This window comes from Campylobacter lari, from assembly GCF_900638335.1.
Classification (GTDB): domain Bacteria; phylum Campylobacterota; class Campylobacteria; order Campylobacterales; family Campylobacteraceae; genus Campylobacter_D; species Campylobacter_D lari_E.
Genome location: NZ_LR134508.1, coordinates 1,035,719 through 1,047,949, shown reverse-complemented (window position 1 = coordinate 1,047,949; position 12,231 = coordinate 1,035,719). Strand labels below are relative to the sequence as shown.

At 29.7% G+C, this 12,231-nt stretch carries 14 protein-coding genes; 6 read left to right on the top strand and 8 right to left on the bottom strand.

Annotated features, from left to right (window positions below):
* Positions 1-240, top strand: a complete 240-nt coding sequence (locus EL235_RS05410; protein WP_039618758.1) for a twin-arginine translocase TatA/TatE family subunit — start codon at positions 1-3, stop codon at positions 238-240.
* A gap of 9 nt (positions 241-249) precedes the next feature.
* Positions 250-1,845, top strand: a complete 1,596-nt coding sequence (argS, locus tag EL235_RS05405; RefSeq protein ID WP_126340966.1) for an arginine--tRNA ligase — start codon at positions 250-252, stop codon at positions 1,843-1,845.
* On the opposite strand, the gene EL235_RS05400 is transcribed toward argS, so the two are convergent.
* From EL235_RS05400 to EL235_RS05370, 7 genes are all read right to left on the bottom strand, one after another.
* A complete protein-coding gene (locus tag EL235_RS05400; RefSeq protein ID WP_012661791.1) occupies positions 1,836-2,360 on the bottom strand; it encodes a threonine/serine exporter family protein in 525 nt (174 codons plus the stop codon). The two genes, argS and EL235_RS05400, sit on opposite strands and share 10 nt — an antisense overlap.
* The gene (locus EL235_RS05395) at positions 2,357-3,133 is read right to left on the bottom strand and encodes a threonine/serine exporter family protein (RefSeq protein ID WP_126340965.1); all 777 of its coding nucleotides are present in this window, start codon (positions 3,131-3,133) and stop codon (positions 2,357-2,359) included. Before EL235_RS05395 ends, EL235_RS05400 begins: the two co-directional genes overlap by 4 nt.
* Positions 3,134-3,195: 62 nt before the next feature.
* The gene (locus EL235_RS05390) at positions 3,196-4,461 is read right to left on the bottom strand and encodes a DUF2920 family protein (protein ID WP_126340964.1); all 1,266 of its coding nucleotides are present in this window, start codon (positions 4,459-4,461) and stop codon (positions 3,196-3,198) included.
* Positions 4,448-5,059, bottom strand: coding sequence for a DedA family protein (locus EL235_RS05385; protein ID WP_114640478.1), 612 nt, complete (start codon positions 5,057-5,059; stop codon positions 4,448-4,450). Before EL235_RS05385 ends, EL235_RS05390 begins: the two co-directional genes overlap by 14 nt.
* A 49-nt stretch (positions 5,060-5,108) precedes the next feature.
* The gene (locus EL235_RS05380; RefSeq protein WP_126340963.1) at positions 5,109-5,537 is read right to left on the bottom strand and encodes a trehalose-6-phosphate synthase; all 429 of its coding nucleotides are present in this window, start codon (positions 5,535-5,537) and stop codon (positions 5,109-5,111) included.
* Positions 5,538-5,585: 48 nt separating this feature from the next.
* Positions 5,586-6,068 carry a peptidylprolyl isomerase gene (locus tag EL235_RS05375; RefSeq protein ID WP_126340962.1) on the bottom strand — a complete coding sequence of 161 codons (483 nt, stop codon included), beginning with the start codon at positions 6,066-6,068 and terminating at the stop codon, positions 5,586-5,588.
* Positions 6,069-6,078: 10 nt separating this feature from the next.
* On the bottom strand, positions 6,079-6,786 hold the full coding sequence (locus EL235_RS05370) for a YebC/PmpR family DNA-binding transcriptional regulator (protein ID WP_039626618.1): 708 nt from the start codon (positions 6,784-6,786) through the stop codon (positions 6,079-6,081).
* A gap of 80 nt (positions 6,787-6,866) precedes the next feature.
* Here EL235_RS05370 and EL235_RS05365 point away from each other — a divergent pair, with 80 nt between their 5' ends.
* From EL235_RS05365 to EL235_RS05350, 4 genes are read left to right on the top strand one after another with little or no spacing between them, the layout of a single operon-like run.
* Positions 6,867-7,412 (top strand): GNAT family N-acetyltransferase, encoded by a 546-nt coding sequence (locus tag EL235_RS05365; RefSeq protein WP_126340961.1) that lies wholly within the window; start codon positions 6,867-6,869, stop codon positions 7,410-7,412.
* Positions 7,413-7,604 (top strand): heavy-metal-associated domain-containing protein, encoded by a 192-nt coding sequence (locus tag EL235_RS05360; protein WP_039618742.1) that lies wholly within the window; start codon positions 7,413-7,415, stop codon positions 7,602-7,604.
* Complete coding sequence (locus tag EL235_RS05355; protein ID WP_126340960.1) at positions 7,597-9,723, top strand: heavy metal translocating P-type ATPase; 2,127 nt, start codon at positions 7,597-7,599, stop codon at positions 9,721-9,723. The genes EL235_RS05360 and EL235_RS05355 overlap by 8 nt, the downstream gene beginning before the upstream one ends.
* Positions 9,724-9,781: 58 nt before the next feature.
* Positions 9,782-10,306 carry a DUF2165 family protein gene (locus EL235_RS05350; protein WP_039626610.1) on the top strand — a complete coding sequence of 175 codons (525 nt, stop codon included), beginning with the start codon at positions 9,782-9,784 and terminating at the stop codon, positions 10,304-10,306.
* A 29-nt stretch (positions 10,307-10,335) separates the two neighbouring features.
* On the opposite strand, the gene EL235_RS05345 is transcribed toward EL235_RS05350, so the two are convergent.
* On the bottom strand, positions 10,336-12,231 hold the full coding sequence (locus tag EL235_RS05345; RefSeq protein WP_126340959.1) for an NAD(P)/FAD-dependent oxidoreductase: 1,896 nt from the start codon (positions 12,229-12,231) through the stop codon (positions 10,336-10,338).

Sequence of the window (12,231 nt, the reverse complement as noted above, 5' to 3'; positions counted from 1 at the left end):
ATGCATATGCCAAGCGGAACTCAATGGTTGATTATATTGCTTATTGTAGTGTTACTTTTTGGTGCAAAAAAAATTCCAGAGCTTGCTAAAGGCTTAGGAAAGGGTATTAAAACTTTTAAAGATGAAATGAACACAGAAGATGATAAAAAAATTGTTCAAGAAGATGCACAAAAAATTGAAAAAATCAATGAAAAAGATGTGCTTGTAAAAGAAAACAACGAAGAAGTAAAAAAAGCTTAAGGTAAAACATTGAAAACTTTAGTTTATAAAGAAATTAAAGAAAAACTAGGAAGAGATTTTATCTTAGAAAATCCTAAGAATAAAAATCTAGCTCATTTTGCCACGCCTTTGGCTTTTTCTTTGGCTAAAGAATTAAAGCAAAATCCCATGATAATTGCTAATGGTATTGTTGCTAAGTTAAAAGATTGTGATTGTTTTGAAAGGGTAGAAGCTTTAAATGGTTATGTAAATTTTAAGCTTTCAAGAACTTTTTTAAATTTTTTAGCTACACAAGCTTTGAGCGATAGTGAGAATTTTGCAAAAGATGAGACAAAAAACGAAAGTTTTTTACTAGAGTATGTTAGTGCTAATCCAACAGGACCTTTGCATATAGGACATGCTAGAGGAGCTATTTTTGGCGATACTTTAACTAGGGTTGCTAGACATTTAGGATATAAATTTGATACAGAATATTATGTTAATGATGCAGGTAATCAAATTTATCTTTTAGGTCTTTCTATATTACTTGCAGTAAAAGAGCATTGTTTAAATGAGCAAGTTCAATATCCTGATGAGTATTATAAAGGCGAATATATCATAGATGTAGCAAAAGAAGCTTTTGTTGAATTTGAAAAAGGTTTCTTTGTAGAAGAAAACATTCCGCAATTAGCACTTTGGGCTAAGGATAAAATGCTTAAAATTATCAAGAAAAATTTGGCTGATGCTAAGATATTTATTGATGCTTATGTGAGTGAAACAAGTTATTATAATGAATTAGAAAATACCTTAAAAGCTTTAAAAGAGCATGGTGGTACTTATGAGCAAGATGATAAAATATGGCTTGCATCAAGTGCTAAAGGTGATGAAAAAGATCGTGTGATTATCAAAGATGATGGAAAAGGAACTTATCTAGCTGCTGATATAGTTTATCATAAAGATAAAATGAGCCGAGGTTATGATAAGTGTATTAATATATGGGGAGCTGATCATCATGGCTATATAGCTAGAATGAAAGCTGCTATGGAATTTTTAGGTCATGATAGTGAAAATCTTGAAATTATTTTAGCGCAAATGGTTTCATTGTTAAAAAATGGCGAGCCTTATAAAATGAGTAAAAGAGCAGGAAATTTCATCTTAATGGGTGATGTTTTAGAAGAGCTTGGTAGTGATGTGCTAAGATATATTTTTATTAGTAAAAAATGTGATACACATTTAGAGTTTGATGTAGATGAGTTTAAAAAAGAAGATAGCTCTAATCCTGTGTATTATATTAATTATGCTCATGCGAGAATTCATCAGGTATTTGCTAAAGCAGGTAAGAGTGTAGATGATGTTATGCATGCTAAATTTGAGAGTTTAAATGAAGATGGTATGAATCTTTTATTTGAAAGTTTAAATTTAAAAGCAGTACTTAATGATGCGTTTGAGTCAAGAGCTTTGCAAAAAATTCCTGATTACTTAAAAAATTTAGCTTCTTTATTTCATAAATTTTATAATGAAAATAAAGTAGTTGGCTCAAGTAATGAAGATGAGCTTTTAAAACTTTTTGCCATATGTGCTTTGAGTATTAAAACAGCTTTTGCGCTTATGGGAATAGAGGCAAAAAATAAAATGAATCACGATTGATTTTGATCGTGATTTTTACTTTTTTTAATACTTCTTGTCATCATAAAGCTTTGTTCAAAAAACAAAAGTAAAGTTACACTTACTCCTACTGCTAAAGCTAATGTTACTGAAAGTGTTGTGAAAAAATGATCGAAAAATTGAATCAAGAAATTGGTTTTTTCGCTAATATCCTCTGAGCGTATAAAAGAAATTAAATACAATATAGCTTTATATGCATAAATTCCAGGTATCATAGGAATGAGAGCAGGAAAAGCTATAATTTCAGCAGGTGTTTTAAAAATCTTAGCTAAAAACAAACCAAGACAACCTATGCTAAAAGAAGCTATAAAGGTCGCAATAGCTAAGGTTTGAAAACCAAAATATCCCATTAAAGTAAAACGCATACCATGGGCTATGGCAGCTAATATGGCTGAGAGTATGAGTGTTTTAAAGGGTGGATTACATACATAAGCAAAGCCAAATCCTGTTAAAGCCGCAAAAAACATATCCCAAAGTATAGAAGAATAATCAATCATCTTAAAATCCCAAAATCACTAATGCTAAGAGTAGTATAAATTCCAATGGCAATACAGCATACCAATATCGCCACACTTATAATGCGACTAAGTCCCATAAGTATATGATCTTTTAAAATATCTATAATGGAGTTTATAAAATATACTCCAGGAATTAAATACAATATACTAGAACCCAAAGCAACATTAGCTTCTTGCACGAGTTTTAAATCTACCCCAAAAAATACAATGAATGAGGATAAAAAAGAACAAATAATGTATTGAATTCTTAAATCAATTTTTATTCTAGTAAGTAAAACTCTCAGGCTAAAACCTACTAAAGTAGCCAAAAATACAAATAAACAGCCGTAAAAATCCCCTCCAAATAATTTACAAAATGCTGAGTTTGCTACTGAAACTAAAAATAAATTAGCTAAAAAAGGATTTTTTGTGCTTTGTTTGAGTTTTAAAAGAGAAAATTTAGCTTCTTCTAAGTTGTATTTATGATCATGAATTTGCCAACTTAACGCACTTAGTTCTAAAATCAGTTTAAAATTAATATGATTGTGCTTATTAGGTATGATATAGGTTCTTTGTATGGAATTATCACTTTTGTCAAAAATATTTAGTGTGGTATGGTGAAAGAAAAAATTCATATTAATCTCATAACCATATGCATTAGCTATTCTTCCAACGCACTTTGCCACTCTTGCTGTGTAAGTTCCAGCACTTAGAAAAACACTAATGTATTCGATTAAAAAATCCGTTAAATTTTGAATTGATGGTTTTTCCATAGTATTTTCTTTGAAATAATTTATAGGATTTTATCAAATTTTAAATATAAAATATTATAAAATTAATGATAATCTAAAAAAAACTGCGGAAAATCATTTTCATTTTTCGAAAAAGTATAAAGTAAATTTTCACTTGGGTAGGTAATTTTTTTAACTATTGTTTTTTTCTTTTGCTTGGAGATTTTTTCTAATATTATTGGCAGTTCTTTATTGATTAGCATTTTTAAGGACATACCCATACCATGTTCAAGATTTTTTATAAATTTTCCATCAACTTGACTTTCTTTTTCAATTATTGTTAAGTCAGCATCAAAGCCAAGTTTTTTTAGTGTTTTATAAAGTTGAATTTTATCTTCAGGTGGAGCAAATCTCAAATCTTGCATGCTATGGTAAGATCTATAAATGGTTTTTGGAAATTGTGCTTGAATTTGTAAATGCTCTTCGTCTAAGATATTACGTATTCTTCTAAAGGCTTTTGAAAAATAATAGGGTGAGTTAGGATTACTTGTAAAATGCGTTTTAGTAAAAGCATTAAATTTTAAATTTTTATATTTGAGATCAACAAAAGAAGCTTCAAAATATTTTACAAAATCTATTTCTTTGGTGAAACCAACTAAGGGTAGAAAAACTTTAGCGTAAGATGAATTATCTATAATCCCATCAATTTCCCACGGCATTAATTTTGCCATTAGATGCGATACATATCCACCGTGAGAGCTTCCAATAAGAATAATTGGAAGTGTTGAGATATCCCCCCCCCTCTCTCTACATCTGTTTAATTTAAAGAGATTATGATTTGTTTTGATATAAGATAATACTTGCAGACAATCTAGTGCTTGCATTATACCAAAATTTTGATATTCGCTATTTGGTGGTTCACAGGTTACAGAAATATCAATAAGTTTGTCTTTTGGTAATTTATCATTTGTTTTTAATTTTTCAATTTCTAAATTTAAAAAGTTAAAAACATCTTTATAAGTTTGGAAATATTTATTAGTAATATTTATATTGTAAGTATTACAAATAGAAGCGATAATATTTTGATCAAAGTTATCTAATATTAATTTAGCACCATTTTGTGGTCTACATTGTATACAAAAATAATTCACGCTCAAGCAGATTACATTATGATTTTCTAAAACTCTATAAATAAGTTTATTTTGGTATGCATCATTGATATCACTCCCTAAGCCAGGTAAAAGAAATACAATAGCTTTGATTTCTTTTTCATCATCATAATCAATTCTAAAATCTAACAAAGATTGTCTTTGTATATTAAGTTCTATATCATCAAAAGATGGAATTTGGAAAAATTTAGTTTGAAGCATGGTTTTTCCTTTTTTGAATATAGATATAAATAGCTACAATCATAGTGGTAAAAATAATACAAGCTATAATAACAAAATGTAAATATTCTTTGATTAAATCTTCATTTTTACCTAAAATATAACCTAATATAAGCAAGATTAAACACCAAATTCCAGCCCCCAAACTAGTATAAAATATAAACTTTTTCAAATTCATTCTTGCAAGTCCAGCGGGTAAAGAAATATATTGACGTAAACCAGGGATTAATCTACCGCTAAAGGTCGATATTTCACCATGTTTATTAAAAAAAGCTTCAAATTGAGCAAATTTTGCTTCATTAACTCCAAAATATTTGCATATTTTTAAAACAATATTGCGCCCTAGAAAATAACATAAATAATAATTAAGCAAAGCTCCTATAAGTGCTCCAAAAGTCCCACAAAGCAGGCATAGCCAAAAGTTAAGTTCGTTTTGATGGGCTAAATATCCAGCAGGTATCATCACTACTTCGCTAGGAAAGGGAAAAAAGGAACTTTCTATAAACATAAGAAAAATAATCCCCCAATAACCCCAATCTTTTGCAAGAGTGAGTAAAAAATCTATAATATCACCAAGCATAAATAACCTTTATTTTTTAAGCTAATGATATAAGTTTAGTTTTAATGTTTTAAAAATATAACATGGCTTTTGCACAAATGACTATTAAAATACATAAAATCAATGCAATCAAGTGAGATTTTAAAGGGTCTTTTCTTTTTAAAACTTTTATAAAAAATAAAGAGTAAAAAGTCAAAACTAGCATTGTTATTAATAATAAAAGCTTGATAAATAAAAATATGCCAAAATTGCTTGCAAAAAAATCCCAAAAAGAGTTAATTTCATAAAAACTTAAAAGATAAAATCCACTCAATAAAAGCAAGATAAAAATACTAGCAAAGATAACAATGCTTGATTTAGTATAGGCTTTTTTTATTTTATCGCAATCTTCTTTGCTTTGGTGCTTATAAGCAAAGCGATAAACACATACATCAAAAAACACATAAGCTATAAAAAATATAGCACAAATAAGATGAATACAAATAAAAATAAAATGCATAGTTAATCTCCTTAAAAAATCATAGCACAATTTTAAGGAGATGTAAAATTAAAGTTTTTCTAAAATTTGGATAGTTTTGATTTTATCTCCTGCTCTAATGCTATCTAGTACTTCTAAACTTTCTTTATCTTCAGGATTGATTTGTCCAAAGATAGTATGCACTCCATCCAAATGAGGTTGTGGGCTATGACAAATAAAAAATTGTGATCCACCTGTATCTCTACCAGCATGAGCCATAGATAAGCTACCTCTTAAGTGCTTGTGTTTTTGATTGTCGCATTCGCACTCTATCTCATAACCAGGACCACCTGAACCTATACCATAAGGGCAACCACCTTGTATTACAAAATTTGGAATCACACGGTGAAAAACAAGTTCGTTGTAAAAACCATCATTAGCTAGGTTGGCGAAGTTGCATACAGTTTGTGGTGCTTCATCAGGAAATAATTCTAATTTCATATCACCTTTTTCGGTGCTAATAATGGCAAAATTGTATTTTTTTGCATCTTTTATGTCGATTTTTTTAAGCATTTTTTTACTCCTATTCTATGTTGGTATAAACTGCTTGCACATCATCATCATCTTCTAATTTATCAAGCAATTTTTCAATATCAAGAAGTTGTTCTTCGCTAAAACTTACAGGATTGTTAGCAAGATACTCAAGTCCTGCTTTTTTAAGCACTAAACCTTTTTTTTCTATGGCATTGCTAAGTTCTCCAAAGGCAGTGTAATCACCTATAACTAATAATTCTTCATCATTTTGCTCAAGTTCTTCAAGCCCTGCATCAATGAGTTCAAGCTCAAGTTCTTCTAAATCTCCATCATATTTTTCAAGATGAAAAACAGCTTTGTGTGAAAACATAAAAGTTAAAGAGCCATTTTGTAAAATTTCTCCGCCATTTTTGCTAAAAATAGCTTTTACATTTGCTACTGTGCGTGTAGGATTATCACTCATGCACTCAACGATGATTAAAGCTCCATGTGCTGCTTTTCCTTCATAGTGGATATTTTTAATATCAGCGCTATCTTTTCCACTTGCTCTTTTAATAGCTGCATCAATATTATCTTTTGGCATATTGTTAGCTTTTGCAGTAGCTATGGCACTGCGAAGCTTTGGATTCATGTCAGGATCAGCTCCGCCTTCTTTTGCTGCTACTTGTATAGCCTTTGCAAGTTTTGGAAAAAGTTTGCTCATTTTATCCCATCTTGCTTCTTTAGAGGCTCTGCGATATTCAAACGCTCTTCCCATAAATTCTCTCTTTCTTATATTGTTTTAAAGTTAAAAGTATAAACTAAGAAGTCTAAATTTGATTTTAAAGGAGTAAAAGAGTGATTAGAAAAGCTAGAAAAGATGACGCTAAAAAATGCATACAATTGCTTGCCTTGGCAATGGATCATTTTATTTATAAACTTAGTGGTTATGATGAGTATCAAAAAGCCATAGAGGTTTTGGAGAATTTTTTTATCCAAGAGAACAATCGTTTGAGTTATGAAAATGTGTGTGTATATGAAGAAAATGAGGAAATTTTAGGTGCAATTTGTTTTTATGATGGAGCTTTGGCAGATGAGCTAGATAAGCCTTTAAATGAGCATTTAGAATTTTTAGGAATTAATGAAAAAGTTTTAAAAGAATGCGAAGATGAGTTTTATTTAGACAGTATTTGTGTAGATGAAAAAGTAAGAGGAAAAGGTATTGCTAAGAAATTGATTGAATATGCTTTCAATGAAGCTTTGGATAATGGTAAAAAGCTTTCATTAATCGTAGAAGATGAAAATATAAATGCAAAAATGCTTTATGAAAAAATGGGCTTTAAATTTATAAAAAATAAAATTTTTCACTCTCATAAATATGAATACAGAGAAAAAGGAGAATAAATGATTATAAAAACTAAAAATATTAATTGTCAAAGTTGTGTCAATTTAATCAAGGCTTCATTGGAAGATGAATTTGGTACTATGCAAATAAATGTTGAAAATAAAAGCATAGAGATTGACTTAAAAGCAGAGCAAGTTGAAGAGTTTAAAAAACAATTACAAGAATTAGGTTTTGAAATAGATAATGCATGAAGTAAAATTAAAAATAGGCAATATGACTTGTGTTAATTGTTCTAATGCTATAGAAAAAGTTTGTGCAAAAATTGATGGAGTAGAAGATGTAAGTGTTTCTTATGTCAATTCTAGTGGAGTGTTTTTGCTTAAAGATTTATCTTTGGAAGCAAAAATCAAAGAAAAAATCAAAGCTTTGGGTTTTGAGATATTGCAAGAAGAGCAAAATTTATACGAGTTTAAACTCAAAGAGCTTAAAAATATGAAAATAAAGCTTATCATGAGTATAATTTTGAGCTCTATTGTGATGTATTTTGAAATGTTTGTTCAAGGAAATGTTTCTGCTTTAATTCAAATGTTTTTATCTATGATAGCGATTTTTTATTGTGGAAAAGGTTTTTTTATCCATGCTCTTAAAGGATTAAGACATAAAAATTTAGATATGAACACCTTGATATCCTTAGGCGCTTTTACTTCTTTTGTATATTCTTTTTTTGTGTATTTTGAGGTATTTAGTAAAGATGGTTATTTATATTTTAGTGGCGGAGCGATGATTATAAGTTTTGTTTTATTGGGTAAATACTTAGAAGAAAAGGCTAAATTTAAATCCTTAGAATATCAAAACAAATTAAAAAGCATAGATATTAAAAAAGCTAATATAATCTTAGAAGATGGAAGTATAAAAAGCATACCTAGTGCTTTTGTAAAAGAAAATGATGTGATTTTAGTAAAAGAGGGTGAAAGCGTTGTTGTTGATGGGGTAATTATAGCAGGCGAAGCTGAGGTTGATGCGAGTTTTTTAACAGGAGAATTTTTACCATTTTTGAAAAAGCAAGATGATGAAATTTTAGCAGGAAGTGTGTTGATTAATGGAAGTTTAAAGATTAAGGCTAATAAAAAGGCGATCGAAAGCTCATTAGAACAAATCAAAGATCTTGTTTTTAAAGCAGGCAGTATCAAAACACCTTTGGCAAATTTAGCTAATAAAATTTCAGCTTATTTTGTAGCTTGTATTATTGTTTTATCGCTTTTTGTGTTTGCTTTTTGGTATGTTAAAGAAGGAATTAATGCAGCATTTTTACACGCTTGTGCTACGCTCTTAATCTCTTGTCCTTGTGCTTTGGGTTTAGCAACTCCTATAGCTATAGTTAGTGCTTTGGCAAATGGGGCAAGAAATTTTATCTTAGTAAAAAATCCAGTGGTATTAGAGAATTTATCTAGTATAAAACTTGCTATTTTTGATAAAACAGGTACTTTAAGTCAAGATGATTTAGATGTTTATAAACATAATCTCACTCAAGAAGATTTTCAAAAACTTACGCAAATTGAAAATTTAAGCTCCCATCCCATTGCAAAGGCATTTGCTAAAGAACTGAATGTAAAATTAAATTTACAAGGAAAGCTAAGTGTTTTAGTAGGTAGCGGTTTGTTTTATCAAGAAAATAAAGATGAATATTTAATAGGCAATGAAAAACTAATGCTAGAAAATGGTATTAATATGCAAAAAAGCAAACAGTTTTTACAAGAATTTGAAGATCAAGCACCCGTGTGTTTGTATTTTGCAAAAAATAAAATTTGTCTTGGTGGAGTTTGTTTACAAAATAAACTTAAAAACGAAGCTAAGGATTTGATAGTAAAATTAAAACAAAAAGGTGTAAAAAGTGTTATTTTAAGTGGTGATAATGAAAAAAGTGTTGCTAAAACGGCAAATGAATTAGATATCGATGAATATTATTCTAACTTAAAACCTGAGCAAAAGCTTAATTTTATAAAAGAAAAAATCAAAAAAGAAAGAGTTCTTTTTATAGGAGATGGTATTAATGATGCGCCTGCTTTAAATTTAGCCAGTGTGAGTATAAGTTTTTCTAAAGCAAGCGAGCTTGCTAAAAAAAGTGGAGATTTGATTTTAATAAAAGATGATTTATCTTTAATAGCTTATTGTTTTGAGCTTTCTCAAAGAACTAAAAACATCATTAAGCTTAATCTTTTTTGGGCTTTTATTTACAATGCTTTATGTATTCCTGTCGCAGCAGGTTTTGTACCATTTATAACTCTTAGTCCACATTTAGCAGCATTAGCAATGTGTTTTAGTTCAGTAACAGTTGTATTGAATTCTTTAAGATTACGTTATATATTTTAGTTTTGTTTAATATTTATTATATTATATTAATATAGTTTTAACAAAAAGGAGTGTCATAATGAATTGCAATTGCGGTTTTTCTATAATGAGTATAGTAAGATATTCTAAAATGATTATATTGCTTACAGTTGCCTCTTTAGCGGCTATTGTTGTTTTTGGTAATATAACTGATTATAATTCAAATTTTCAGTTTGTAAAGCATGTTATGAGTATGGATACCAAACCTGATTATTTAGGTAATGCTATTGTCTATAGAGCCATTACAAATCCTACTATTCATCATGTTGCTTATATTTTTATTATCTGTTTTGAAGCTTTTATTATGCTAACTGCTTTAAAAGGTGCTTTGGATATGTTTAATGCAAGAAATTCGGATGCAAAAACTTTTCATGAATCTAAAAAATTTGGAATTATTGCTCTAACTTGCTGTTGTTTGCTTTGGTTTTTTGGTTTTCAAGTAGTGGCTGCAGAATGGTTTGGTATGTGGATGAGTAAAACTTGGAATGGTTTGCCTGATGCTACTAGATTAGTAAATTATATGCTTTTAGCTTTAATTTATATTAGTATCAAAAATGATGATTGATTTATCAAACTCCTAAAAGGAGTTTGATTTTAAAATTCATTAACGGCACGATATGCTTGATCGATTGCTGAATGCATATAAGCTGACCAATCAGAATCTGAATTTGCTATAACGATGTTGCCAAAAGGTTTTCTCGCAAGTTCTATAGTCTTTTGTGCTTCTTCGCTATCATCAAAAAGACTATTTTCTGTATATGAATAACAATGCCCCCAACGATTTACAACTATAGCCTTAATATCTTTTTCATGATTAAATCCAGCTGAACCTAGCATACCTTGGAGTTGATCGCGAATAATTTTCTCATGCTCTTCAAAACTCATGGTAAATAATAAATTTCTACCTACTCTAGCCCTATCTCTTGCATCCATTCCATTAAGATCAATCCCTTGGATGTTTGCAAAAGCCAAAGGAGAGCAAACCATATGAACACAAATAGGCTTTTTAGGATCTCTTGGGTGATGATATCCTCCCATATCCACAGGATAATCAAGTTTAGTTCTAGCATAAGGCATTTTTGGCGAATAAATTTCGTGCACTCCAAGTTTTATAAATGGTTCCCAGTTGCTTATGATAACTTTAGTATGTAAAAGAGAAGTTTTTACGTTTTTACTCAAAGCATCTTTTTGCTCTTGTGGCATACTTGGCACTATATATGGAATCATACTATTGTAATTTGCCATTACAACTTTTTTAGCTTTTACTCTATAATTTTTACCTTTATTAACATAAGTTACTAAAGCTCCATCCTTTGTATTTTCTACATTTACAACAGTGCTATTTAATCTTAAACGTACTTTGTTTTTAGCAAGATCAAGTTTAGAATAATCAAAATGAGCTAAGGTAATTTCATCCATATCTTTACCTTTTTTAGATACATCAGGAATTAATCTTCTAACCATTAATCTAGCAACAGTGGCATTACCATCAGCGCAGTGATGGATATATGGTTCTTCCATTTCAGCCAATGCTTCTCCTTCGATTGGATCAAGTCCAAGTTTATCAAAACCAGGCAGGAAAGAAACTCTAGCATCTTCACAAGAAACAGCATCAATTCCTAAAGCTAAAAAGTCATCTGTCATACCTTCAAAAAATTTTATAGCTTGCTGTGAAAGTTTAACTTTTTCTTCTAAGAATTTTTTATAACTTGTTTTTGCTACATACTTATCTCTTTGCTCTTTATTCATACCTTTTAAATAGTCTTTTTCGCTTTTAAACAAAGCAATAAGATCTTTTTTATCCTTATCATTAAGTGGAAAATCCCCTATAAAGGCTTCAATGCTTCTTCCGTTGCTTTTTTCTTCAGGAATATCATCACAAATTACTTTTCTAGGATTACCATTTACAACTTTGTCTACTCCAAATTCAGCCTTAGAAAAATACACACCTCTGCTAAGTTTTAAATCAGGGTAAAAATTTACATCAAAACGTTTAGCAAGCTCATCAATATCCACACCTAAAGATGATAATAAATCTACTACTTCTTTAGAATATAATGCCTTTGGTGATTGAAATGTTTCACTACCACCATAACTTAAAATAGTACTATCTTCTAGTTCTATTTCATTTCTTCTAGCGTGTCCACCAAAATCATCGTGATTATCAAGGATGAGAATTTTTTTATCTTTTCCAAATTTATTTTGATAAAAACAAGCAGCTGCTAAACCACTAATTCCAGCTCCAACCACAACTAGATCATATTCTTGTTTAGGTTTGATAGCGCTAAAGTCAAATTTTTCACCATCTCTTAACATATGTGCAAACTCATAACTTGCATTGTTGCTACCCCTTAGTCCAAGCCACTTTGGCGGGTAGTATTCTTTAGTGAAATCTTCGATTTTGGCTTCTTTACCGTATAATACCTGCAAAGGAGTCATTCCTGCAAGTATAGTTAAAGCCATTCCATTTAAAAAGTCTCTTCTTTGCAT

Bases quoted from the DNA above. Each gene is read 5' to 3' on its own strand.
- EL235_RS05410 (WP_039618758.1), top strand. From the start codon at position 1: ATGCATATGCCAAGCGGAACTCAATGGTTGATTATATTGCTTATTGTA.
- EL235_RS05400 (WP_012661791.1), bottom strand. From the start codon at position 2,360: ATGATTGATTATTCTTCTATACTTTGGGATATGTTTTTTGCGGCTTTA.
- EL235_RS05395 (WP_126340965.1), bottom strand. From the start codon at position 3,133: ATGGAAAAACCATCAATTCAAAATTTAACGGATTTTTTAATCGAATAC.
- EL235_RS05390 (WP_126340964.1), bottom strand. From the start codon at position 4,461: ATGCTTCAAACTAAATTTTTCCAAATTCCATCTTTTGATGATATAGAA.
- EL235_RS05385 (WP_114640478.1), bottom strand. From the start codon at position 5,059: ATGCTTGGTGATATTATAGATTTTTTACTCACTCTTGCAAAAGATTGG.
- EL235_RS05380 (WP_126340963.1), bottom strand. From the start codon at position 5,537: ATGCATTTTATTTTTATTTGTATTCATCTTATTTGTGCTATATTTTTT.
- EL235_RS05375 (WP_126340962.1), bottom strand. From the start codon at position 6,068: ATGCTTAAAAAAATCGACATAAAAGATGCAAAAAAATACAATTTTGCC.
- EL235_RS05370 (WP_039626618.1), bottom strand. From the start codon at position 6,786: ATGGGAAGAGCGTTTGAATATCGCAGAGCCTCTAAAGAAGCAAGATGG.
- EL235_RS05360 (WP_039618742.1), top strand. From the start codon at position 7,413: ATGATTATAAAAACTAAAAATATTAATTGTCAAAGTTGTGTCAATTTA.
- EL235_RS05355 (WP_126340960.1), top strand. From the start codon at position 7,597: ATGCATGAAGTAAAATTAAAAATAGGCAATATGACTTGTGTTAATTGT.
- EL235_RS05350 (WP_039626610.1), top strand. From the start codon at position 9,782: ATGAATTGCAATTGCGGTTTTTCTATAATGAGTATAGTAAGATATTCT.
- EL235_RS05345 (WP_126340959.1), bottom strand. From the start codon at position 12,231: ATGCAAAGAAGAGACTTTTTAAATGGAATGGCTTTAACTATACTTGCA.